23 protein-coding genes are annotated in these 23,706 nt (G+C 66.3%); 16 read left to right on the top strand and 7 right to left on the bottom strand.

Going from position 1 to position 23,706, the window contains the following annotated elements; genetic code table 11:
* Window positions 1–49 precede the first annotated feature (49 nt).
* The 9 genes from ubiE to DD559_RS15870 all read left to right on the top strand — a co-directional run bounded on the left by ubiE (window position 50) and on the right by DD559_RS15870 (window position 8,232).
* Window positions 50–781, top strand: a complete 732-nt coding sequence (ubiE, locus tag DD559_RS15910) for a bifunctional demethylmenaquinone methyltransferase/2-methoxy-6-polyprenyl-1,4-benzoquinol methylase UbiE (RefSeq protein ID WP_116470051.1) — start codon at window positions 50–52, stop codon at window positions 779–781.
* Between the two features lie 130 nt (window positions 782–911).
* The gene (gene ubiB, locus DD559_RS15905; RefSeq protein WP_116470050.1) at window positions 912–2,444 is read left to right on the top strand and encodes a 2-polyprenylphenol 6-hydroxylase; all 1,533 of its coding nucleotides are present in this window, start codon (window positions 912–914) and stop codon (window positions 2,442–2,444) included.
* Window positions 2,441–3,559, top strand: coding sequence for a hypothetical protein (locus DD559_RS15900; RefSeq protein ID WP_116470049.1), 1,119 nt, complete (start codon window positions 2,441–2,443; stop codon window positions 3,557–3,559). Before ubiB ends, DD559_RS15900 begins: the two co-directional genes overlap by 4 nt.
* On the top strand, window positions 3,556–4,728 hold the full coding sequence (gene coaBC / locus DD559_RS15895) for a bifunctional phosphopantothenoylcysteine decarboxylase/phosphopantothenate--cysteine ligase CoaBC (RefSeq protein ID WP_116470048.1): 1,173 nt from the start codon (window positions 3,556–3,558) through the stop codon (window positions 4,726–4,728). Before DD559_RS15900 ends, coaBC begins: the two co-directional genes overlap by 4 nt.
* Complete coding sequence (locus DD559_RS15890; protein ID WP_240610298.1) at window positions 4,718–5,578, top strand: alpha/beta hydrolase; 861 nt, start codon at window positions 4,718–4,720, stop codon at window positions 5,576–5,578. Before coaBC ends, DD559_RS15890 begins: the two co-directional genes overlap by 11 nt.
* Before the next feature lie 2 nt (window positions 5,579–5,580).
* On the top strand, window positions 5,581–6,027 hold the full coding sequence (dut, locus tag DD559_RS15885) for a dUTP diphosphatase (protein ID WP_116470047.1): 447 nt from the start codon (window positions 5,581–5,583) through the stop codon (window positions 6,025–6,027).
* Window positions 6,024–6,404 carry a hypothetical protein gene (locus tag DD559_RS15880; protein WP_116470046.1) on the top strand — a complete coding sequence of 127 codons (381 nt, stop codon included), beginning with the start codon at window positions 6,024–6,026 and terminating at the stop codon, window positions 6,402–6,404. The genes dut and DD559_RS15880 overlap by 4 nt, the downstream gene beginning before the upstream one ends.
* Complete coding sequence (locus tag DD559_RS15875; RefSeq protein WP_116470045.1) at window positions 6,401–7,165, top strand: HesA/MoeB/ThiF family protein; 765 nt, start codon at window positions 6,401–6,403, stop codon at window positions 7,163–7,165. The genes DD559_RS15880 and DD559_RS15875 overlap by 4 nt, the downstream gene beginning before the upstream one ends.
* Window positions 7,166–7,212: 47 nt before the next feature.
* Window positions 7,213–8,232, top strand: a complete 1,020-nt coding sequence (locus tag DD559_RS15870) for an NAD-dependent epimerase/dehydratase family protein (RefSeq protein WP_116470044.1) — start codon at window positions 7,213–7,215, stop codon at window positions 8,230–8,232.
* 22 nt (window positions 8,233–8,254) lie between these two features.
* On the opposite strand, the gene galU is transcribed toward DD559_RS15870, so the two are convergent.
* Window positions 8,255–9,124, bottom strand: a complete 870-nt coding sequence (gene galU / locus DD559_RS15865) for a UTP--glucose-1-phosphate uridylyltransferase GalU (RefSeq protein ID WP_116470043.1) — start codon at window positions 9,122–9,124, stop codon at window positions 8,255–8,257.
* A 112-nt stretch (window positions 9,125–9,236) separates the two neighbouring features.
* On the opposite strand from galU, the gene wecB reads away from it, so the two are divergent.
* Window positions 9,237–10,385 (top strand): non-hydrolyzing UDP-N-acetylglucosamine 2-epimerase, encoded by a 1,149-nt coding sequence (gene wecB, locus DD559_RS15860; RefSeq protein WP_116470042.1) that lies wholly within the window; start codon window positions 9,237–9,239, stop codon window positions 10,383–10,385.
* Window positions 10,386–10,427: 42 nt separating this feature from the next.
* On the opposite strand, the gene DD559_RS15855 is transcribed toward wecB, so the two are convergent.
* A complete protein-coding gene (locus DD559_RS15855) occupies window positions 10,428–10,601 on the bottom strand; it encodes a helix-turn-helix domain-containing protein (protein ID WP_116470041.1) in 174 nt (57 codons plus the stop codon).
* 85 nt (window positions 10,602–10,686) lie between these two features.
* On the opposite strand from DD559_RS15855, the gene DD559_RS15850 reads away from it, so the two are divergent.
* Complete coding sequence (locus DD559_RS15850) at window positions 10,687–11,451, top strand: metallophosphoesterase family protein (RefSeq protein ID WP_116470040.1); 765 nt, start codon at window positions 10,687–10,689, stop codon at window positions 11,449–11,451.
* 68 nt (window positions 11,452–11,519) lie between these two features.
* On the opposite strand, the gene DD559_RS15845 is transcribed toward DD559_RS15850, so the two are convergent.
* Both DD559_RS15845 and rpsU read right to left on the bottom strand, forming a co-directional pair.
* Window positions 11,520–12,095 (bottom strand): FKBP-type peptidyl-prolyl cis-trans isomerase, encoded by a 576-nt coding sequence (locus tag DD559_RS15845; protein WP_116470039.1) that lies wholly within the window; start codon window positions 12,093–12,095, stop codon window positions 11,520–11,522.
* Window positions 12,096–12,181: 86 nt separating this feature from the next.
* Window positions 12,182–12,388: a 30S ribosomal protein S21 gene (gene rpsU, locus DD559_RS15840; RefSeq protein ID WP_019368605.1), complete on the bottom strand. Its 207-nt coding sequence runs from the start codon at window positions 12,386–12,388 to the stop codon at window positions 12,182–12,184.
* Window positions 12,389–12,579: 191 nt separating this feature from the next.
* On the opposite strand from rpsU, the gene DD559_RS15835 reads away from it, so the two are divergent.
* Entirely contained in the window at window positions 12,580–13,866 is a 1,287-nt protein-coding gene (locus DD559_RS15835; RefSeq protein ID WP_116470038.1) for an MFS transporter, read from the top strand.
* A 75-nt stretch (window positions 13,867–13,941) separates the two neighbouring features.
* Here DD559_RS15835 and DD559_RS15830 read toward each other — a convergent pair whose 3' ends face one another.
* The 3 genes from DD559_RS15830 to DD559_RS15820 form a co-directional block, all read right to left on the bottom strand.
* Window positions 13,942–14,331: a response regulator gene (locus tag DD559_RS15830; protein ID WP_116470037.1), complete on the bottom strand. Its 390-nt coding sequence runs from the start codon at window positions 14,329–14,331 to the stop codon at window positions 13,942–13,944.
* 69 nt (window positions 14,332–14,400) lie between these two features.
* Entirely contained in the window at window positions 14,401–16,830 is a 2,430-nt protein-coding gene (locus tag DD559_RS15825) for an ATP-binding response regulator (RefSeq protein WP_116470036.1), read from the bottom strand.
* Window positions 16,831–16,856: 26 nt separating this feature from the next.
* The gene (locus DD559_RS15820) at window positions 16,857–18,104 is read right to left on the bottom strand and encodes an EAL domain-containing protein (protein WP_240610297.1); all 1,248 of its coding nucleotides are present in this window, start codon (window positions 18,102–18,104) and stop codon (window positions 16,857–16,859) included.
* A 588-nt stretch (window positions 18,105–18,692) separates the two neighbouring features.
* On the opposite strand from DD559_RS15820, the gene DD559_RS15815 reads away from it, so the two are divergent.
* The 4 genes from DD559_RS15815 (at window position 18,693) to DD559_RS15800 (ending at window position 23,692) form a co-directional block, all read left to right on the top strand.
* Complete coding sequence (locus tag DD559_RS15815) at window positions 18,693–20,009, top strand: UDP-glucose dehydrogenase family protein (protein ID WP_116470035.1); 1,317 nt, start codon at window positions 18,693–18,695, stop codon at window positions 20,007–20,009.
* A 115-nt stretch (window positions 20,010–20,124) separates the two neighbouring features.
* Window positions 20,125–21,045 (top strand): sulfate adenylyltransferase subunit CysD, encoded by a 921-nt coding sequence (gene cysD / locus DD559_RS15810; protein ID WP_116470034.1) that lies wholly within the window; start codon window positions 20,125–20,127, stop codon window positions 21,043–21,045.
* On the top strand, window positions 21,045–22,958 hold the full coding sequence (cysN, locus tag DD559_RS15805) for a sulfate adenylyltransferase subunit CysN (protein WP_116470033.1): 1,914 nt from the start codon (window positions 21,045–21,047) through the stop codon (window positions 22,956–22,958). The genes cysD and cysN overlap by 1 nt, the downstream gene beginning before the upstream one ends.
* Window positions 22,955–23,692 (top strand): 3'(2'),5'-bisphosphate nucleotidase CysQ, encoded by a 738-nt coding sequence (locus DD559_RS15800; protein WP_116470032.1) that lies wholly within the window; start codon window positions 22,955–22,957, stop codon window positions 23,690–23,692. Before cysN ends, DD559_RS15800 begins: the two co-directional genes overlap by 4 nt.
* Window positions 23,693–23,706 lie beyond the last annotated feature (14 nt).

Below are 23,706 nucleotides of genomic sequence, written 5' to 3'. Positions count from 1 at the left end.
GCCCCTCAGCCCCCTTGGTTTGGCCGCCGCCTGCCGCTAAGGCACGGCCATGCCCGATACCGTCTCCTTCGGTTACGAAGATATCGCCCCTGAGGACAAGACCCGCCGCGTCGGCGAGGTGTTCTCGAATGTCGCCAGCAAATATGATCTGATGAACGACGCCATGTCGGGCGGCATGCACCGGTTGTGGAAGGATCGCTTCGTCCGCCGGGTGAAGCCGCGCGCGGGCGAGCACATCCTCGACATGGCCGGCGGCACCGGCGACATCGCCTTCCGCATGGCCGAGAGCGGCGCCGCGATCACCGTCGCGGACATCAACCCGGAAATGCTGAGCGTCGGCGTCGAGCGCGCCGCGCAGCGCGGGATCGACGGGCTGGTGTGGACCGAGGCGAACGCCGAGACGCTGCAGTTCCCCGATCGCTTCTTCGATGCCTATACGATCGCCTTCGGCATCCGCAACGTGACCGATATTCCCAAAGCGCTCCGCGAGGCGCACCGCGTGCTGAAGCGCGGCGGCCGCTTCTTCGTGCTGGAATTCTCGACCACCCAATGGCCGGGCTTCGCCGAAATCTACGACGCCTATTCGCACAAGCTGGTGCCCAAGCTCGGCAAGCTGCTCGCGCAGGACGAGGACAGCTATCGCTATCTGATCGAATCGATCCGCCGCTTCCCCGATATGCCCAGCTTCGAGCGGATGATCGCCGAGGCCGGCTTCCAGCAGACCAAGGTGGAGCCACTGCTCGGCGGGCTTGTCGCGATCCACAGCGGCTGGAAGATTTGATGGTGCGCGCACGTAAGCCCCTCCCCTTCAGGGGAGGGGTTTGGGGTGGGGCCGTGTCTCACCGAGACCAACAGGCGTTCTTGAATCCCTCCACCCCCAATGCCTCCTCCGAGGAGGAGGGGCTAACAGCATGACCGCGCCCGCCGTCCATACCTGGCGCCTGCTGAAATGGGGCCGCATTCTCGCCCGCCACGGTGCGCTGCGCGGCATCGAGCGCGATGCCAACACCCCGCGGCCGGTACGCCGTCTCGCCCGAATCGCTCGGCTGGGTGCGCGTGTCCCCGCCGTGCCCGCCTATGCCGATGCCTTCCAGGCGATCGGCCCGGCCGCAATCAAGCTCGGCCAGACGCTCGCGACGCGCCCCGATCTCGTCGGCGAGGAAGCGGCGCACGACCTGCTGCGCCTGCAGGACGCGCTGCCGCCGGTCCCCTTCGACATCATCCGCGCGCGGATCGAGACCAGCTATGGCCGCCCGCTGTCCGCGCTGTTCGCCGAGGTCGAGGAAACGCCGATCGGCGCCGCCTCGATCGCCCAGGTTCACCGGGCGGTGACCACCGACGGCCGCCGCGTCGCGGTGAAGGTGCTGCGGCCGGGCATCGAAAACGACTTCGCCCGCGCGATCGAAACCTATGAATGGGCCGCTGCCCAGCTGGAGGCCTATGGCGGCGAAGCCCGCCGCCTGCGCCCGCGCCTGGTGATCGAGAGCTTCAAGCGCTGGACCGCGCGTGAGCTCGATTTCCGCCGCGAAGCCGCCTCTGCCTCCGAACTCGCCGAGGGCATGACCGCCGAGCCGGACTTCATGGTCCCCCAGATCGACTGGCAGCGCACCACCGGCAAGGTGCTGACGCTGGAGTGGATCGATGGCATCAAGCTCAGCGACCGCGACGCCCTGGTCCGCGCGGGGCACGACATGCCCGGCCTCGCGGGCAAGCTGATCAAGGCCTTCCTCCGCCAGGCGATCGCCGAGGGCTTCTTCCATGCGGACATGCACCAGGGCAATCTGTTCGCCCTGCCCGACGGCCGCATCGCCGCGATCGACTTCGGTATCATGGGCCGCATCGATCGCCGCGCCCGGGTGTGGCTGGCCGAGATCCTCTACGGCCTGATCACCGGCAATTATAAGCGCGTCGCCGAAATCCATTTCGAGGCGGGCTACGTCCCCGCCCACCACAATGTCGCCGAGTTCGCCACGGCGCTCCGCGCGGTGGGCGAGCCGATGCGCGGCCTGCCGGTAAAGGAAATGTCGATCGGCGGGATGCTCGACGGCCTGTTCTCGATCACCCGCGACTTCGACATGATGACGCAGCCGCATCTGCTGCTGCTCCAGAAGACGATGGTGATGGTGGAAGGCGTCGCGCGCTCGCTCGATCCCGACATCAACCTGTGGGATGTCTCGGCACCGTTCGTCCGCGAATGGATCCGCACCGAGCTGGGCCCCGAAGCCAAGGTCGCCGATCGCCTGATCGAGGATCTGCGCACCCTCGCCCGGCTGCCCGAGCTGGTCCGCAACATCGAACGTCGCTTTCCCGCCCCCGGCGGTGCCCCGCCCGAACCGCCCTTGCGCGAGATCCAGGTGGTGCGCGTCGGCGGCGGCTGGCGCTATGCGCTCGTCGCGCTGCTCGCCGCGGCGGCCGGCGTGGTCGGAACGCTGCTGCTGGCATGACCGCGCGCACGCGCCGCGTCTGGACCCTTCAGCCGAGCCGCTTCGCCGCCCTGTCGCGGGGCCGCGCGCGGCTGGCCTGGGTCGCAGTGCTGGCGCTGCTGCTGGCATCGCTGACGGCGCTGGCGGTGCCGTCGCTTGCCGGCGATGGCGATGCGGGCGCACGCGCGGCGGATCACATGACCGATCTTGGCCTGTATGAGCGCGTCGTCGCCGGCATGAAGGGTGGCGATGGTTATTATGTCGCCGCCAGCGAAGCGATGCGCGCCGGTGGCTATCCGCTCCACCCGTTCCTCACGATGCGTCTGCCGGCGCTCGCTGTCGTGCAGGCGGCGGTGCCGGGCTGGGTCAGCATCCTTTTGCTGCTCGGCTTGGCGACCGGCACCGCGGCGGCCTGGGCCGCCCGCCTGGGCGGCGCCCTTGTGGGCATCGCCCCCCGGGCGGTGCTGGTGCTCCTGCTCGCAGCCTCGATGCTCGCCTTCTTCCAGCCGGGCCTGGCGCTGTTCCATGAAGTTTGGGCGGGTCTGTTCGTTGCGCTGTCGCTGGCGCTTCGCCGTCCCGGCCGCGCGCTGGAGGCGATCGCACTGGGCCTCGCCGCCATGCTGATCCGCGAGACCGCCGCGCTCTATGCGCTGGTGATGCTCGCCTTCGCCTGGCGGGAGAATCGCCGTGCCGAAGCAATGGGCTGGTGCATGGCGCTGCTGCTGTTCGCCGGCGCGCTGGCGTTGCACGCCCATGCCGTCCGCGGCGTTACTGGACCGCTGGATCTGCGGTCCGCGGGCTGGGCGGCGTTCAACGGGCCCGGCTTCTTCGTTCGGGCGCTGGTTACGTCCACCGCCCTTCAGTCGCTGCCGCTTGCGCTGGGCGCGGTGCTCGTCGGGCTGGCGCTGGTCGGCTGGGCAAGCTGGGACGACCCGCTTGGCCTGCGCATGTTCGCGCTGCTGGTCGCCTATGGCACGGCGCTGTCCGTCTTCGCGCGACTCGATACTTTCTACTGGGCGTTGCTCGTCGCGCCGCCCGCGCTTGCCGGCCTGGTGTTCGCGCCCGATGCGCTCAGCGATTTGTGGCACCGCGCGCTCGACAGGCGGCGGATCACGGTTACAACGGTGGTGCAATGAAGCGGATCCTGCTCATCGTCGGCGGGGGCATTGCCGCCTACAAGGCGTGCGAGCTCGTCCGCCTTTGTCGCAAGGCCGGCATCGGCGTCACCTGCGTCCTCACGGAAGGCGGCCAGCATTTCGTGACGCCGATGACGCTCGCCGCACTGTCCGAAAACCAGGTCTACACGACCTTGTGGGATCTGAAGGACGAAGCGGAGATGGGCCATATCCAGCTCAGTCGCCAGGCCGATCTGATCGTCGTCGCGCCCGCCACCGCCGACTTGCTGGCCCGCATGGCCGGCGGCATCGCCAACGACCTCGCCACCACGTTGCTGCTCGCCACCGACAAGCCGGTGCTCGCCGCGCCGGCGATGAACGTGCGGATGTGGACCCACGCCGCCACCCGCCGCAACGTGGCCCAACTGCGCGCCGACGGCGTCACGGTGCTGGAGCCGGACGAAGGCGCGATGGCCTGCGGCGAATATGGCCCCGGCCGCCTGCCGGAACCCGAAGCGATTTTCGCTGCGATCCAGCAGGCGCTGGCGCCGGTCGACGCACGGCTCGCGGGCAAACATGTCCTCGTCACCGCCGGCCCCACGCATGAGCCGATCGATCCGGTGCGCTACATCGCCAACCGTTCCTCGGGGAAGCAGGGCTTCGCGATCGCCGGTGCGCTTGCCGCGCTCGGCGCGCGGGTCACGCTGGTCGCCGGGCCGGTGGCACTGCCGACGCCGTCCGGCGTCACGCGGATCGATGTGGAGACGGCGCGGGAAATGGCCGCCGCGGTCGATGCCGCGCTCCCTGCCGATGCCGCGGTGATGGTCGCGGCGGTGGCCGACTGGCATGTCGAAGCCGCCGCGCAGAAGCTCAAAAAGGGCGATGCCGCGCCCCTCCTGCATCTCTCGCAGAATCCTGATATCCTTGCCGGCGTCGCGCAGGGTGCGCGCCGGCCGCAGCTCGTCGTGGGCTTTGCGGCGGAGACCGAACGGGTAATCGAACATGCTGTCGCGAAACGTGCGCGCAAGAACGCCGACTGGATTGTCGCCAACGATGTTTCGGGCGATGTGATGGGAGGTGAAGCCAATGCCGTCCATCTCGTTTCCGCCGCAGGCGTCGAATCCTGGGAACGCGCGTCCAAAGCGGACGTCGCCCGCCGCCTCGCCAAACGGATCGCCGATGCGCTCTGAGACGCCGGGCGTGCCGACGCCGCCTGCTGGCGGCCGCCTTGGCGTGGGCATCTTCGCCCCCCTCGCCCTGCTGGCCGGCTGCACCGGCCCCATGGCCACGCCGCCTGCCGCCACCCGGACGGCGCCGACGCTCAACCTCCACGCGCGCAGCTTCGGCGCCACCACGCCGGATAGCGTGCGCACGCTGGTCGTGGTCCTCCATGGCGATGGCGGACCGGGCGCGCGAAGCGACCATTATCGCTTCGCCGAAACCGCGACTCGGACCATTCCGAAGAGCGCCGCGGTGGCGCTGCTCCGGCCCGGCTATGGCGATGCGGCCGGCAATCAGTCGCCGGGCCAGGCAGGCCTCGGCTTCGGCGACGATTACACCCAGGAGCGGATCGAAGCGGTCGCCCAGTCGATCGGTGTCCTCCGTCGGCGCTTCGCCAGCGCCCGGTTGATCCTGGTCGGCGATTCTGGCGGCGCGGCGATCGCCGCCGATATCGCCGGGATCCGGCCCGAGCTGATCGATGCGATGGTACTGGTCGGCTGTCCCTGCGCGCTGCCGGAATGGCGCAAGGCGATGCACAAGCAGCAGCCTGGCGCCGCATGGGCGAGCCCGGTCGCCAGCCTCGACCCGCTGAAGACCGCCGGCGGGGTGATGCCCGGCCTGCGCGCGGCCGTACTGGTCGGCGCCGACGACAGGATCACGCCACCGCCGCTTTCCCGCGCCTATGCCGAAGCCCTTGCACTTCGGGGCATCGCCACCGATCTGCGTATCGTCCCCGGGCGGGGACATGATCTGCTCAATGATCCCGAAGTGCTGGCGGCCACGGTCCGGCTCGCCTCCGCGCTTTCTACGAAAGGCTGACCTTGCTGCCGCCGATCCGCATTGCGATCCAGCGCCTGCCCCATGGCGAGAACCTGCCCCTCCCCCGCTACGCCACCGATGGCGCCGCGGGCATGGATGTCGTGTCCGCGGAGGATTTGACGCTCGCCCCCGGTGCGCGCCATGCCGTCGCCACCGGCTTCGCCATGGCGATCCCCGCCGGCTATGAGGTCCAGGTCCGTCCGCGCTCCGGGCTCGCGCTCAAGCACGGCATCACCTGCCTCAACACGCCGGGCACGATCGACAGCGATTATCGCGGTGAGATCAAGGTGATACTCGCCAATCTTGGCACCGATGACTTCGCGATCGCCCGTGGCGACCGCATCGCCCAACTGGTGCCGGCCGCTGTCCAGCACGCGGCGCTCGACGAAGTGGCGAGCCTCGACGAGACCGCACGCGGTGCCGGCGGCTTCGGCTCGACTGGGCGATGATCGCCACCTTTGCCCTGGCGCTCGCGCTCACCGGCGGGCAGGTCCGCACGATCGACTGGCCGGCGCTGGCGCCGCTGCCCTATCGCACGCCGCCCGTGATCACCCCGGAGATGCTGACCTTCGTTGCAAAGGAAGTCGTCGCCCGCAAATGCGCGCTGGCGATCGGCCCGGGCCTCGCCCTCAGCATCGACGTCGCCGTGCTGGTCGATGCACAGGATAATATCCGCACCACCGTGCCGCGCGCGATCCAGTGCCCCGCCGTCGAGCAATATGCCGCGGCGATGGTCGCCGGCGCCGCGCGCGGCAACCTGCTGCCACGCACGGCGTCGGCCGATCAATGGTATCGCACCACCGTCACCTTCGTCTGGCCGAAATGACGCTTTCCGACGAGGAACTGGAACGCTACGCCCGACATATCATCCTGCGCGATCTGGGCGGCGCAGGGCAGGCCCGGCTGAAAGCGGCGCGCGTGCTGGTCATCGGCGCCGGCGGCATCGGCGCCCCCGCGATCCAGTATCTCGCTGCCGCCGGGGTGGGCGCGCTGACCATCGTCGACAATGATCGTGTCGATCGCTCGAACCTCCAGCGACAGGTGCTGTTCGCCACCGCCGATATCGGCGCGGGCAAGGCCGAAACCGCCGCCGCGCGCGTCGCCGCGATCAATCCGAACGTCGCCGTCACCGCCCATTCGCAGCGGCTCGATGCCCAGAGCGCAGCGAGCCTGATCGCGGGCCATGACGTCGTGCTCGACGGTACGGACAATTTCACCACGCGCCTTGCCGTTGCCGATGCCGCGCTTGCGGCGCGGGTGCCGCTCATTTCCGCGGCCGTCGCCGAGTTCGAAGGGCAGCTCGGCACCTATCGTGGCTGGGAAGCGGATAAGCCCTGCTATCGCTGCTTCGTCGGCGCCGATCCCGAGCGCGAGGGCCTGAGCTGTTCGGAACAGGGTGTGCTCGGCGCGCTCACCGGCATCCTCGGCAGCCTCGCAGCCCTCGAGGTGGTCCGCTCGATCGCCGCGTTCGGCGAGGACAGCGCCGGCAAGCTCCTGCTGGTCGATGCGCTGGCCCTGCGCTTCCGCTCGCTCCAGTTGCCGAAGGATCCCGGCTGCCCCGCTTGCGGCAAAGGAACGCTCCGGTAAGGAGAGCACGCTACTGCGTGGCGCGCCATCAACCGACAGGAATCTTCATGCCCGAACCGATCGCCTCCGCCCCGCGCGTGCTCGTCACCGGATCGGCAGGGTTCATCGGTTTCCACACCGCCAGCCGCTTGCTCCAGGCCGGCGCGACGGTGCTGGGGGTGGACAATTTCTCCGATTACTATGACGTCGCGCTGAAGGAAGCGCGGAACGCCATCCTCGCGAACCATCCGAATTTCCGCCTGGCGCGCCTCTCGATCGAGGATCAGCCGGCGCTCGCCGCCGCCTGGGCCGATTTCAAGCCCGATGTGGTGATCCACCTCGCCGCCCAGGCCGGCGTGCGCTTCAGCATCGAGCAGCCGGCCAGCTATGTCGGCGCGAACATCGTCGGCACGTTCAACCTGCTCGAACTGGCGCGCCATCACCCGGTGCGCCACCTGCTCGCCGCATCCACCAGCTCGGTCTACGGCGCGAACACGGAAATGCCGTTCGGCGAAACCCAGCGCACCGCCACGCCCATGAGCCTCTATGCCGCCACCAAGGGCGCGACCGAGCTGATGGGCCACAGCTACAGCCATCTGTTCCGTACGCCGATGACGTTCTTCCGCTTCTTCACCGTCTATGGCCCCTGGGGCAGGCCCGACATGGCGCTGTTCAAATTCACCCGCGCGATCCTCGCGGGCGAACCGATCGACGTTTACAACAACGGCGACATGGTGCGGGATTTCACGTTCATCGACGATCTCGCCGAAGCGATCGTTCGCCTGGTCGACGCCGTACCCGGCGACACTCCGGTTGAAGGCGACAGCCTGTCGCCCGCAGCGCCTTTCCGCATCGTGAATATCGGCGCGGGCCGGCCGACGCCGCTGATGGACTATATCGCCGCCGCCGAAAAGGCACTGGGGCGCAGCGCGATCAAGAACCTCCTGCCGATGCAGGCCGGGGACGTCCACGCCACGGAGGCATCCTCCGATCTGTTGCGCCGGCTTACCGGCTACACGCCTTCTACCACGCCGGACGAAGGCGTCGCCGCCTTCGTCCGCTGGTATCTGGAACAATATCCCGCCTGAACCGGCACGCCAGGCGCCCGCCTCAGGCCAGCGCCTTCTCCGCAAAGGCGCGTACGGCCGGGGCAAGATCGGGCCGCGCGAGCGCGACGGCGATGTTGGCGGTGATGAAGCCCGCCTTGTCGCCGCAATCATAGCGGGTGCCTTCGAAGGTCACACCGTGGAAGGGCTGGTCGCCGATCATTTGCTGCATCGCGTCAGTCAGCTGGATCTCGCCACCGGCGCCCTTGCCCTGGTTCTCCAGGATGCGCATCACTTCCGGTTGCAGGATGTAGCGGCCGATCACCGACAGGTTCGACGGCGCGGTACCCGGTGCCGGCTTTTCCACCAGGCCCTTCACTTCGGTCAATGCGCCGTCGTGCGTGCCGGGCGTGATGATGCCATAGCGATGCGTCTGGTCGTCGGGCACGACCTCCGCGCAGATCAGGTTGCCGCCCACCTTGTTATAGGCGTCCACCATCTGCTTCAGGCAGCCCGGCGTGCCGAACATGAAATCGTCCGGCAGCAACACGGCGAACGGTTCGTCGCCGACGATATCGCGCGCGCACCATACGGCATGGCCCAGGCCCAACGGCTCCTGCTGACGAACATAGGCGATGTTGCCCGGCTTCAGCCGCGTGCCATCGAGCACCTCCAGCGATTTGCCGCGGGCGGCCATGGTCGCTTCCAGTTCGTAGGCAATGTCGAAATGGTCTTCGAGCGCGGATTTGCCGCGACCGGTGACGAAGATCATCTGTTCGATTCCGGCTTCGATCGCTTCGTCCACGGCATATTGGATCAGTGGCCGATCGACCACCGGCAGCATCTCCTTCGGCATGGCCTTGGTAGCGGGCAGAAATCGGGTGCCGAGTCCGGCAACCGGAAACACGGCCTTGCGCAGCGGCTTGATCGTCATAACCCCCTCGGATCGAAAATTGGGTGCAGTGCGGCATAGCGTCACCCCACGAATGTAGCAAACGGTTGCTAACCCTATTCGTTCACCAGCATCCCCGCGCTATGCTAGGCCAATGGGGCGGATACGGAAAAAGCTGTTCATTGTCTTTGGCACACGCCCCGAAGCGATCAAACTCTTCCCTGTAATTCGCGCACTATCAAACAGTCCGGAACTCGAAACCGTAACGTGCGTTACTGGCCAGCATCGCGGGCTGCTGGACCAAGTCCTTGGTATCGCGGGCATTCGCCCGGATATTGACCTAAACCTGATGATGCATGGACAATCGCTGGACAGCCTGTCGGCGCGATTGCTGCTGGCTATCGGCGCAGAGCTGGATCGTGCGCAACCGGATCGGGTGATCGTCCAAGGCGACACCGTAAGCGCGATGGCGGGCGCGCTCGCCGCGCATTATCGACGTATTCCCGTGAGCCATGTCGAGGCAGGGCTGCGGTCAGGCGATCTACTTCAGCCCTGGCCGGAGGAAGCGAATCGGCGGATCATCGCCGCGCTCGCGGATCAGCATTTCGCCCCCACCCGGGCGGCCGCTGCCGCGCTTCGCGCAGAGAACATCGCCAGCGAGAACATCCACGTCACCGGCAACACGGTGATCGATGCCCTGTTCGAAACGCGGCAGCGGATTCGGGCCGATCCCTCGCTCGCGGCAGGGCTCGCCGGGATCGCCCGCGCCCTTGCCGGCCAGCGCATCGTGCTGGTTACCAGCCATCGACGCGAGAATCTCGACGCGGGCATCGCCGCGATCGCATCGGCATTGGCGCGGATCGCGACGCGGCCCGATGTCGCCGTCCTCTTTCCGGTCCATCCCAACCCGGTGATCGGCAGCGTCCTGGATACGCTGCTTCCCGCCCATCCCCGGATCGTCCGAACCGAACCGCTCGATTATCCGCACTTCATCCGCGCCTTGGAACTGGCCGATATCGTGCTCAGCGATTCGGGCGGGGTGCAGGAGGAAGCGCCCGCGCTCGGCAAACCCTTGCTGGTGCTGCGGGAAACGACCGAGCGCGCGGAAGGCATTGCCGCCGGCACCGCCCGTCTTGTCGGCACGTGCACGGATCGCATCGTCGAAGAAGTCTGCCGGCTGCTGGACGAGCCGGCGGCCTATGCAGCCATGGCCCAGGCCCATAGCCCGTTCGGCGACGGCCAGGCCGCATCGCGGATCGCAGCGCTGATACGCAACAGCTTCAACACATCAGTACCTCCATAGGCGCTATCCGTCCCCCGATTCCGATCGCAGATCCTTCTCTGCCTAGGTGTAGCCGAAGATGTCGCCGGGCTCGCGACGGAGGTAGCAGCAGATCGCCGCGAGCGTGGAAAAGCGCATCCCCTTCACCTTGCCCGATTTGAGCAGCGAAAGTTTGGATTCGGTGATGCCGATCGCCTCGGCAAGCACCCTCGAACGCACCTTCCGGCGCGCCAGCATCGGCGCGGAATGGCGGCAGGCGGCACACGAGGCGCCCGCCGCCTGCGCGGTTGCCGCCCGGCTCGCCGGGGACTAGCTCTGCCGTGTGACGTTGTTCTCCTCCCTGTTTCGGCGGCGTGGGCCGCGCGCCTTCACGATACCGGAGGGCGTGCGCGCGATCGCGGTGGGCGATGTGCATGGCCGGCGGGATCTGCTCGAACGGATGCTGGAGGCCGTCGATGCGCTGCGTCGCGCCGATCCGCGCGAGGAAGAGCATCTGCTGTTTCTCGGCGACCTGATCGATCGCGGCCCCGATTCGCGCGGCGTACTCGATCTGCTGGTCGCCCGGCGGGAAAGCGATCCGACGCTGACGATTCTCGCCGGCAATCACGAGGAGATGCTGCTCGCGATCCTCGATGGCGACAGCGATTCGCTGGCGGAATGGCTGCGTTTCGGTGGCCAGGAATGTATCGAGAGCTACGGGCTGGCGGCGGCGGACCTGCTCGCGGTCCCGCCCGATCAGGCGCGCGCGCTGCTCGCCGCCAGTCTTCCCGAAGCACATCTGGCCTTGATGCGGGCGATGGGCGATCGCTTCGCATTGGGCGACTATCTTTTCGTCCATGCCGGTATCCGCCCCGGAATCGCGATCGCCGATCAACAGCCGCAGGATCTGCGCTGGATCCGCGCACCGTTTCTCGCCAGCAAGGCCGATCATGGCGTGATGGTCGTGCACGGCCACAGCATCAGCACCACCCCGGAGGAACGGCCAAATCGCATCGGCATCGATACCGGCGCCTTTGCCAGCGGCACGTTGACCGCATTATGCATTGACGGCCCCGCCGATCGCCGCTTCCTCACCGTCACCAGTTGAGCGGACACGAAAAAGCCCGCGAGCGGAAACCGCGGGCGGGCTTTTCGAAACGCTTGTGTCGTGCCGGCTTACTGGCCCGGCGCTTCGCCCTGGGGCATCGCGCCCTGCTGCTGCATCATCTGACGGATCACTGCCGCCGGCACCAGTTCCTCCATCTTCACATCGAAGATCAGAACCTGGTCCGAGAGTTCGTCGGCCGCGCCGGGGATGGCGCCATAGCCCAGCTTCGGCGACAGCCACAGGCGATAATGCGCCCCCTTCTTCATCAGCTTCACGCCTTCGGTGAAGCCGGGAATCATCTGCTGCTGGCCGATCTGGAAGCGCATCGGCGCCTTCGGCTGGAATTCCTTGCCGTTGCGGAGCACGCCGCGGATTTCCAGAACGACTCCGTCCTGATCCTGCGGGGTCGCGCCGCTACCGGCTTCGATCACCTGATATTGCAGGCCCGACGCCGTGGTCTGCACACCCGGCTGGCCCTTGTGCCAAGCCATGAACGCATCTGCATCATAGCGGGATACCACGGCGGTACGCGTACCCGCCCAGGCGAGCGCGAACGCGGTAGCGATCGCCGCCAGCACCCCCAACCAGATCCAGAGCTTGTAGCTGCCCTTGACGGGCTGGAGCGGAACGGCGGTAACCGACATGATCGGACTCCGGCAGGGGCATGGGCCCCTTCATGGAAGAAAACAGAAAAGGGATGGGCGCGTGCTCGCGCCCATCCTGCCGCAGCTTAGCGGGCGCTGTCGCGCTCGACGCGCTTGCGCTCGAGCTTGCGCGCGCGGCGAACCGCGGCGGCGCGCTCGCGCGCACGCTTCTCGCTGGGCTTCTCGTAGTGACGGCGGAGCTTCATCTCGCGATACACGCCCTCACGCTGCAGCTTCTTCTTGAGCGCCCGCAGCGCCTGGTCGACGTTATTGTCGCGAACGATGATTTGCATGAGGCCGTACAACTCCGAATCAAAACTCAATAGAAAGGGGCCGCCGAAACCATAGTTACGGCGTCGAACGGGCCTCCTACCAGCGCGCAGGCGATTCTTCAAGCGAAAGCGTGGGCGCGACGCGGCAGTTGCGTCGTGTCGCCGAAATATCACAGCATTCCCGCCGCGAACCGCTCTGCTATAGCCGGGAGATGGTGGATTCCTCTGGCACCCAGCTTAGCCGCGGCGATCGGCTGCGCTCCATTCTCGGCGGATCGGCCGGCAACCTGGTCGAATGGTATGACTGGTACGCCTACGCCGCACTCGCCGCCTATCTCGCGCCGCATTATTTCGCGCCTGGCACAGCGCAGACGCTGAACGCCTGGATCGTCTTCGCGATCGGCTTCTTCATGCGGCCGATCGGCGGATGGCTGATGGGCGTCTATGGGGACCGCCATGGCCGCAAGGCGGGGCTCAGCCTGTCGGTGACGCTGATGTGCGCAGGCTCGCTGGTCATCGCCCTTACCCCCGGCTATGGCAGCATCGGCTGGGCGGCCACTGCCGCGCTGGTGGTGGCCCGACTGCTCCAGGGATTGTCGCTGGGCGGCGAATATGGCGCCAGCGCCACCTATCTCTCGGAAATGGCGGGGCGGAAGAACCGCGGATTCTTCTCCAGCTTCCAGTATGTCACGCTGATTTCCGGCCAGTTGACGGCGCTGCTCGTCCTGTTGCTGCTGCAGGCGGTGATGCCCGAAGCCGCGCTGCGCGAATGGGGCTGGCGGCTGCCCTTCATGCTCGGCGGCGTGCTGGCGCTGCTGGTTTATTGGTTGCGGCGGCGCCTGGCCGAAACCCCCAGCTTCGCCCAGCGCGATCGCCAGGCATCTTCCGGCTTCTTCACCTTGTTCCGCCACCACCCGCGCGAGGCCGGATTGGTGCTGCTGCTCACCGCCGGCGGCACGCTCGCCTTCTACGCCTATACGATCTACCCCATCACCTTCCTGAAGAACACCGCCGGCCTGTCCGACGCTGCGACCACGCGGGTGAATGCCGCGGCGCTGTTCGTGTTCATGCTGGTGCAGCCGCTGGCCGGCGCCTTGTCCGATCGCATCGGGCGCAAGCCGCTGATGATAGGATTCGGGGTTCTCGGATTGCTGTTCACCTATCCGATCTTCGTGGCACTGGAAGGCGTCCGCGACGGCTGGTCGGCGTTCTGGCTGATGGTCGCGGCGCTGCTGATCGTCACCGGCTACACCGCGATCAACGCCGTGGTGAAGGCGGAACTGTTCCCCGCCCATATCCGCACGCTGGGGGTCGCGCTGCCTTATGCCCTGGCGAATGCGCTCTTCGGCGGCACGGCGCCGTCGGTCGCGCTGTGGTTCAAGCACCAGGGCTGGGAACGCGGCTTCTACTGGTATGTCACGACGATGATCGGCATCTCGCTGGTCGTCTATCTCGCGATGCGGGATACGGCCCGGCATAGCCAGATCACCGAGGATTGATCGCGCCCGCCCCTCCCCGACAGCGGCTCGGCCGGGGGCTTCCCGGCCCCGCCGCGACGCCGGTCGAAGCCGAGATTATCCGCCGATCATGGCGCCTGCCCGTCCGGCAAGCACCCGCCCGATGGAATCGAACAAGGCATCCATGGCCACCGGCTTGAACAGCACGTCGTCCGCGCCGATGGCGAGACAGCGTTCGCGGAGATCCAGCGCGGTATCCGCCGTCACCACGATGATCGGCAGCGCGGCCTTGGTATCCGCCCTGCCGCGGATACGGCGGATGGTTTCGAACCCATCGGTACCGGGCATCCGAAGATCCACGAGCACGATGTCGAACGCCTCCGCATCGATGCGGGCAAGCCCCTCCTCTGCCCACGCCGCTTCCGCCATGGTGGCGCCCGCTACATCGAGCATGTCCTTGACGACCCGTCGGTTCATGGGATCATCCTCGATGAAGAGGATGTTCATCGGGCCTTGCCCATCCCGGTATCCACGCGTGTTGCGACCGAATATCTCATTTCGTGGTGTGCTATCGCCCTAGGCCGCTTGGGAAACAAGCGGGTCTTTCCCGACGCCATCTGGAACCTGCGGGCAAGGCGGCGCCACCAACGCGACGAGCCTCTCCCCCGCAATCGGCTTGTCTATCACCTGCGTCGCGCCCGCGTCCAGAAACTGCATCTCTTTCTCTTCCCCTGCATCGCCCGCGAGCACCGCTATGGCCGAGAACGGAAGAAGCCTTCTCAGTTTCCTCAATATTTCCAATGCATTGTCCGGATCACCCAAGACATCATCATCGATCAGGACGGCAGTAATGCCCGATGCGGCAACGTCCAGCGCCTCCTCGACGGTGCCGACGGCGTGAACCATGCCCATCTGCGCCTCGAAAAGCCGGCGCAGCATTGCCCGTACGATAGGGTTTCGCTCGACGATCAGCATCGCGGCAGCGTTGGATGGCGCCGCCGGCGTCGGCGCTTCCGCGCGGGAAAGCGGCAGCGTCAAGGTGAAGCAGGATCCTTCTCCCACCGCGCTGGTAACGCGGATATCGCCGCCCAGCGCATGCGCGAGATTGCGGCAGATCGTCAGCCCCAGCCCGGTACCGCCATATTCGCGGGTCGTGGACGAATCGGCCTGGCGGAACGATTCGAAGATTTCCTCCAGCTTCTCGGCCGGAATGCCGATCCCCGTATCCTGCACCGCGATCTCCAGTCGCCCGCCATCGGGCGCGGCGGGCGACTCGATGGTTGCCGCACGCAGCGAAACGCTCCCCGCGGCGGTGAACTTGATGGCATTGGAAAGGAGGTTGAAGATCACCTGGCGCAACCGGCCCGGATCGCTGACGATCCAATCCGGCACGGTGCCGATGTCGAGATGGAACGCAATGCCCTTCGTCCGCGCCTGCTCGGTCCAAAGCTGCGCCACGTCGTGCAGCAGCGGCGAAAGTTGCATCGCCACGGGATCGACCGTCAGGTTCCCGGTTTCCATCTTCGCGACGTCGAGAATGTCGTCGACAAGGGCCCGCATGGTGAGCCCCGCACCATGCACAACCTGCACGCGTTCGCGTGCCGCCGGGGCCAATGCCGAATCGGCCAGCATCACCTGCGTCATGCCGAGAATCCCGTTCAACGGCGTGCGGATCTCATGGCTGGTGGTCGCCAGGAACTCGGTCTTGGCCTGCAATGCCTTTTCCAGCGCGCCATTGGTGCTGGCGAGCACCGCATTGGCGGCCTGCACCTGGTTCCGGCTCCGACGGATTGTGATCAGGCCCAGCGTGAGCAGCGCAATCACCACCATCGTCGCCCCGCCAATCAACAGAAACAAGGTGCGCTGCACCTCGGCCGCCTTGCGGAGTTGCTCGGTCGTCAGCCGTTGGATGGTGAGTTCCTGATTGGCGTAATCGAAGCGGGCGGCCATCAGCGCGGCGCTGTTGGTGGTGGCGACCTTCGCTGCCTCGTCGCTCAGGCGCTTCAACGCTTCGAGGTGGATCAGCGCCCGGCGGTCGTCGCCAAGCTGGCGGTAGATGCTGTAGGCGAAAAGGTGCGGCGTTCGAAAATCTGGCGGTGTCCGTTCGGGATTCACCCCGGCGAACGTCTTCCCGATCAAGGCCGCAGCGCGCTGGAGGTCGCCCTGGCGTTGCGCCAGCTTCGCGGCCGTGGCGTTCAGCAGCCGGGTCAGCCCGATCGTATCCGCGCCGTCGACAAGCTGAAACGCCCGGTTCAGCGTCTTGCGCGCGCCGAGAAGTTCGTTCGACTCGATCTGGTTGCGGGCAAGATTGTCCAGAACCCGCGCCTCAAGGATCGGCTTGCCCAGCTTCCGTGCGGCGGAAGCGGCTGCTTCATATTCGGCCTCCGCTTCCCGGTAGCGGCGCAGGTCCAGCAACACATTGCCCCGGCTGTTGTGCAGCGCCAGGGAAAGCAGCGGATCGTCGCCATGGATCAATGCCGCCTGCTTGTAATAGCGCTCTGCCCGGTTGCCGTCATGCGCAGAGCTGTAGAGCGCTCCGATATTCTGCAGGGCGATCGATTGGCTGCGGGTTTCGTGGATGGCGTCAAAGGCGCGATAGGCTTGCTGAAACGACCCCAGGGCATCTGCCGCCCTGTCCTGCATCAGGAACAGCGTTCCCAGCGACATGAGGATGTCACCACGCAGCTTGGTCGGCTGCGAGACCGCGGATATCGATTGCCGCCCTCGCTGGAGCAGACGGTCGGCGTCGGCCAGCCTGTTGGTGCGAAGCGCGACTTCGGCGCGCAACCAGTCCGCCGTCCCCAGCAATACCGCGCGCCGATCCGGATCGGCAACGCTGTGGCCGAACCGCTCGATCTCGTCGGCAAGCGGGATGGTCGCCAGCGGCTGTTCGACCAGATGGGCCTTCGCCTCGACCAGCGCGGGCTGAATCGCACGCGGGATCGAGAGATCCTCAGCCCCGGCGGGAAACGGCGCGAATGCCAGAGACAGGCTCAGGCAGAGCATCGGCACCCGCAAAGGCAGGCGCGGCCTCAAACGCGCTTCCAGAAGCCTTCGGAACGCAGAAACATCGGCTTGCTCGACAGGGTCTCCGCCAGCCTCTCCTGTTCCCCGAGATAGGCGATCAGCGCCGGCAGCGGCACGGGACGGGAGATCAGATACCCCTGCACCAGGTCGCATCCCATCACGCTCAGCAGGGCCAGCGCAGCCGGCGTCTCGACCCCTTCGGCCGTCACTTCCATCTCCAGCGCATGGGCCAGATCGATCGTCGATCGCACGATCAGCGGATCGCGATGGCTGGAGGTGAGCTGGGTGATGAACATCTTGTCGATCTTCAGCTCCTTCGCGGGAAGCTGCTTGAGATAGGCCAGCGAAGAAAGGCCCGCGCCATAATCGTCGATGGCGAGCGCTACGCCATGGTCGGCAAATTGCTGGAGGTGGCGGATGGCGCATTCGGGATCGCGGATCACGGCCGTCTCCGTGATCTCGAAGCCCAGCCGCGCCTGCGGATGCGCCGTAATGATCGCGCAGGCCTCGCGAACGAAATCGGAATCGGCGAGCAGCATCCCCGAGATGTTGAGGAACAACGGCAGATCGTGTCCGGCGGCGGCCATCGCCTGCTGATCCGCGATCACCTGCCGCAGCGTCCAAAGCGTCAAGGGAGCGATCTGGCCCGATTGTTCGGCAGCAGCGATGAAGTCGCCAGGAAGGATCAGCCCGCGTACCGGGTGATTCCAGCGGACCAGCGCCTCGGCGCTCGCCACCGCCTGCCGGCGCACATGCACCTTCGGCTGATAGTGGAGCACCATTTCACCCAGTTCGATCGCCCGCGGCAGATCGTGAATCAGCATCAGGCGATCGACCACGCGGTCATCGCGCGACAGGTCGATCGTGGCCAGCCCGCCTTCCTCCCGGGCACGGGCAAGGGCAGCTTCCGCCGCCTCCACCAGTTGCAGCGGATCGCATTCTCCCTCGGGTCCGGCCGCCATGCCGAACTCGAAGTCGATCCGCGCCGGCAGGGCAAGCGACTGCTCCCCCGCCAGGACCTGCGCCCGCACGGCGTGAACGACGTCGAGCGCCGCGTCGAAATCCTGCCGCCGGCCACTGAATTCCAGCAGGCCTCGGCCGTGCGAAACGATGGCGAGCGGAAGGGAAGCGGAAAGCACGCCCTCCACGACATCATCGACCGCCCGCTCCAGGCGTTCGCGCCCCAAATTTCGGCGTACTGTCTCGAAATTGAGCACGCGGCACAAGATCGAGACGTTCCAGCCATATTGCACCGATGCTCTCCCGCCCCTTGCTCCGGCTGCGAAAGGGATAATGCAGCACAACCGGAAGCGCCACCGGTCCGAGTCGAAAAATCTGACCAGCAAGGCATTCCGCGCGGTTTTGCGCCCCATACACCCCGTTCGAAGCGCGGCAACGCCCACGGAATGCCGTCACCCGACCTGTCTAACGGGATGGTATCAAAACTTGGTAAACAAGGCTCTGCGCGCCGACGCGGCTTTTTGACGCTCCGCAGATTCCCGGATTGTAGAATCGTAAATTTTTCGTTAACGAAATGACTTGCGCGTAACAGCGCAGAAATGGGAGAACATAAAATGACCTTCATCACCCTCTTCTTCAAAGATGGCGCAACCGGCACCGAAATCCGTCCGGTCTAAAGAATGATCGCCAGGCCGGCGGAAAGGTTCGCCGGCCTGGCACAGGACGAAGATGCAAGGCCTGCGTTTCGCGGGCCTTTTTTTGTTTCGGCTCGTCCCGCCCGGGGGGCATTTGCTGCACTGCAATGGCTTGCCGTGTGGCCAAGTTGCGCTAAGAGCCCTGGTTACCGACTGGTAACGGTCATTGAGCCACAGGGGATAATCGTGCGCATTGCGATGATTGGCACGGGCTATGTAGGCCTGGTTTCAGGAGCTTGCTTCTCCGACTTCGGCCACGAAGTCGTTTGCGTGGACAAGGACGCGCGCAAGATCGAGCTGCTCCACCAGAATGTGATGCCCATCTACGAACCGGGCCTCGACGCCCTGGTCGCCAGCAACGTCAAGGCCGGGCGCCTTTCGTTCACCACCGACCTTGCCGAGGGCGTGAAGGACGCGGACGCCGTGTTCATCGCCGTCGGCACGCCGAGCCGCCGCGGCGACGGCCATGCCGATCTCTCCTACGTGTTCGCCGCCGCGCGCGAGATCGCCGAGAACCTGACCAAGCCGAGCGTGATCGTCACCAAGTCGACCGTCCCCGTCGGCACCGGCGACGAAGTCGAGCGGATCATCGCCGAAGTCGCGCCGGAAAGCGGTGCCAAGGTCGTCTCGAACCCCGAGTTCCTGCGCGAAGGCGCGGCGATCGAGGACTTCAAGCGCCCCGACCGCGTCGTCGTCGGCACCGAGGATGAGTTCGCCCGCCAGGTGATGCGCGAAATCTATCGTCCGCTCTCGCTCAACCAGTCGGCCCCGATCCTGTTCACCGGCCGCCGCACCAGCGAGCTGATCAAATACGCCGCCAACGCTTTCCTTGCCGTGAAGATCACCTTCATCAACGAGATCGCGGACCTGTGCGAACAGGTCGGCGCAGACGTGCAGGAAGTGTCGCGCGGCATCGGCATGGACAACCGCATCGGCGGCAAGTTCCTCCACGCCGGCCCCGGCTATGGCGGTTCGTGCTTCCCGAAGGACACGCTGGCGCTGATGAAGACTGCCGCCGACAACGACACGCCGCTGCGCATCGTCGAGGCGACGGTGCAGGTGAACGATGCCCGCAAGCGCGCGATGGGCCGCAAGGTCATCAAGGCGATGGGCGGCGACGTGCGCGGCAAGACCGTCGGCATCCTCGGCCTGACCTTCAAGCCCAACACCGACGACATGCGCGACGCCCCGAGCCTCTCGATCATCGCCGCGCTGCAGGATGCCGGCGCGACCGTGAAGGCCTATGATCCCGAGGGAGTCGAACAGGCGAGCAAGATGCTGACCGACGTCGAGTTCGTCGCGAATCCCTATGCGGCGGCCGATGGTGCCGATGCATTGGTGATCGTGACCGAGTGGGATGCGTTTCGCGCGCTCGACCTCACCCGCATCAAGAACAGCCTCAAGTCGCCGATCCTCGTTGATCTGCGCAACATCTACCCGCCGGCCGAACTCGAGCGGGCCGGCCTGCAATATACCGGCGTGGGCAAACCGAGCCGCGACTGATCCGGTCTTCCTCCCCCGCCCGATCGGCGGGGGAGGTATTCGGCGCTAAACAATAACTAGATCGCTTGCACGCCGGGGACTTTTTACACGCCCTTTCATGCTGCAAACGAGTATCATGGATTCCGCCACCCTTTCATCGCCGTCGCTGACGCATCTTCAGCGCCTCGAGGCCGAAAGCATCCACATCCTGCGCGAAGTCGTGGCCGAAGCCGAACGCCCGGTGATGCTGTATTCGATCGGCAAGGACAGCGCGGTGATGCTCCATCTCGCGCGCAAGGCCTTTTATCCGGCGCCCCCGCCCTTCCCGCTCCTCCATGTCGACACGACCTGGAAGTTCAAGGCGATGTACGAGTTGCGCGAACGCTCGGCAGCGGCGGCGGGGATGGAACTGCTCGTCCACCAGAACCCGGAGGCCAAGGCGCGCGGGATCAATCCGTTCGACCATGGCGGCCTCCACACCGACTTGTGGAAGACGGAAGGGTTGAAGCAGGCGCTCGACAAATATGGATTCGACGCGGCGTTCGGCGGCGCCCGGCGCGACGAAGAGAAGAGCCGCGCCAAGGAACGCATCTTCAGCTTCCGCACGTCCACGCATCGCTGGGACCCGAAGAACCAGCGCCCGGAACTGTGGCGGCTCTACAACGCCCGCAAGGCCAAGGGCGAGAGCATCCGCGTCTTCCCGCTCTCCAACTGGACCGAGCTCGACATCTGGCAGTATATCCTCGCCGAGGGCATCGAGATCGTGCCGCTCTATTTCGCCGCCCCCCGCCCCACGGTGGAGCGCGACGGCATGCTGCTGATGGTCGATGACGAGCGCTTCCGGCTGCAGCCCGGCGAAGTGCCGGTCGAACGCTCGATCCGCTTCCGCACGCTCGGCTGCTATCCGCTCACCGGTGCGGTGGAGAGCACGGCGGACACGCTGGAAAGCGTGATCCAGGAAATGCTGCTCACCACCACCAGCGAGCGCCAGGGCCGCGCGATCGACCACGACCAGGCCGCCAGCATGGAGAAGAAGAAGCAGGAGGGGTACTTCTGATGACCGCCTATCGCCCCGACGCGCTGATTGCCTCCGACATCTCGGCCTATCTCGAACTGCACCAGCACAAATCGCTGCTGCGCTTCCTCACCTGCGGCTCGGTCGATGACGGCAAGTCGACGCTGATCGGCCGGCTGCTCTACGATTCGAAGCAGATCTTCGAGGACCAGCTGTCCGCGCTGGAGAAGGATTCCAGGCGCGTCGGCACCCAGGGCCAGGCGATCGACTTCGCGCTGCTGGTCGACGGCCTCGCCGCCGAGCGCGAGCAGGGCATCACCATCGACGTCGCCTATCGCTTCTTCGCGACGGAGAAGCGCAAGTTCATCGTCGCCGACACGCCCGGCCACGAACAATATACCCGCAACATGGTCACCGGCGCCTCCACCGCCGATCTCGCGGTGATCCTGATCGACGCGCGCAAGGGCCTGCTCACCCAGACGAAGCGGCACAGCTATCTGGCGCACCTGCTTGGGATCCGGCACCTGGTGCTGGCGGTGAACAAGATGGACCTTGTCGATTACGATCAGCGCGTGTTCGACGCGATCGTCGCCGACTATGCCGATTTCGCCCGATCGATCGATATCCAGGCATTCACTCCGATTCCGATCTCGGGCTTTCGCGGCGACAACGTCACCACTCGCAGCGAAGCGATGCCCTGGTTCACCGGTCCGGTGCTGCTCGACCATCTGGAAACGGTGGACGTCGATGCCGAGGCAGATCGCGCCAAGCCGTTCCGGATGCCGGTGCAATGGGTCAACCGCCCGAACCTCGACTTCCGCGGCTTCGCGGGGCTCGTCACCAGCGGCACTCTCCGTCCGGGCGATCCGGTCCGCATCCTGCCTTCCGGCCGCACCAGCCGTGTCGCTCGGATCGTGGCGATGGGGGGCGACCGGGATGTCGCGATTGCGGGGGAGTCGGTCACCCTCACGCTCGCCGACGAGGTCGATTGCTCGCGCGGCGACGTGATCGCCGCGGCCGATGCGCCGCCCCAGGCCGCCGACCAGTTCAAGGCGACGCTCGTCTGGATGGACCCGGCCGAATTGTTGCCCGGCCGCAGCTATTGGTTGAAGCTGGGCACCCAGACGGTCAGCGCCGTCGTACGTGCGCCGGATTATGCGATCGATGTGAACACGATGGCGCACGGCGCGGTGAAAGCGCTGACGCTCAACGACATCGGCGTCGCCGAAATCGCCACCGATCGGCCCATCGTGTTCGAAACCTATGCGGACAGCCACGATCTCGGCGGCTTCATCCTGATCGACAAGCTGACGAACGCCACCGTCGCCGCGGGCATGTTGCAGTTCGCGCTGCGCCGCGCCCAGAACGTGCATTGGCAGACGATCGAAATCACGCGTGAGGCCCATGCCCAGCAGAAGAACCAGGAACCGCGCCTGCTCTGGTTCACCGGCCTGTCCGGTTCGGGCAAGTCGACGATCGCCAACCTGGTGGAAAAGCGGCTGCACGCCATGGGCAAGCACAGCTTCCTGCTCGATGGCGACAATATCCGCCATGGCTTGAACCGCGATCTGGGCTTCACCGATCAGGATCGGGTGGAGAATATCCGGCGGATCGGCGAAGTCGCCAAGCTGATGACCGATGCCGGGCTGATCGTGCTTACCGCCTTCATCTCACCGTTCCGCGCCGAGCGGGCGCTGGTGCGTTCGATGATGCCAGAAGGCGAGTTCTTCGAAATCTTCATCGACACGCCGCTGGAGGTCGCGGAGAACCGCGACGTGAAGGGCCTCTACCGCAAGGCGCGGGCAGGCCAGATCGCCAACTTCACGGGCATCTCCAGCCCCTATGAAGCGCCCGTCAGTCCCGAAATCCACATCGACACCACCCGAACGACGCCGGAAGAAGCCGCAGAACGGATCGTAGAGACGATCATGGGCGCATGGGCGCCGATACTATGAGCACCGAACTGACCGACGCCGAGCTCGCGCACGCCATCGCCACCGAAGCCGGGGACTTGCTGCTTCGCATCCAGGCGGATTGCGCCGGCGGCGCGCGCGGGGACCGGGAGGCGAACAGCCTGATCCTCGATCGCCTGCGTACGGCGCGTCCGTACGACATGATCCTGTCCGAGGAATCGGCGGACGATCTCTCCCGGCTCGAACAGCGCCGCATCTGGATCGTCGACCCGCTCGACGGCACCCGCGAATTCGCCGAACGGCGCGACGACTGGGCCGTCCACATCGCCCTGGCAGTGGATGGGGCAGCGACAGCGGGCGCGGTCGCACTACCCCGCCTGGGTGTGACGCTTGCCAGTGACAGGCCGCCGCCCCTCGCCCCGGCCCAGCACCCGCCGCGCATGTTGGTCAGCCGTACGCGCGCCAGCCGGCTCTGCGCAGAGGTGGGCGAATCGATCGGGGCCGTGCATGTCGGCATGGGATCGGCCGGTGCCAAGGCGATGGCAGTGGTGCGCGGCGAAGCGGAAATCTATCTGCACTCCGGCGGTCAGCACCAATGGGATAATTGTGCGCCGGTCGCGGTGGCGCTGGCGGCGGGGCTGCACGCCTCGCGGATCGACGGATCGCCGATTGTCTACAACCAGGCGAGCACCAGCCTTCCTGATCTGCTGATCTGCCGACCCGAATGGGCCGCACCGGTGCTGGCGGCCGTCGCCGCCTGCGAAGCGGCGCGATAAGGGCAAACCCGGAT

Source organism: Sphingomonas pokkalii, assembly GCF_003096275.1.
Taxonomy (GTDB): Bacteria; Pseudomonadota; Alphaproteobacteria; order Sphingomonadales; family Sphingomonadaceae; genus Sphingomonas; species Sphingomonas pokkalii.
This window is presented reverse-complemented; position numbering and strand designations above follow the sequence as displayed.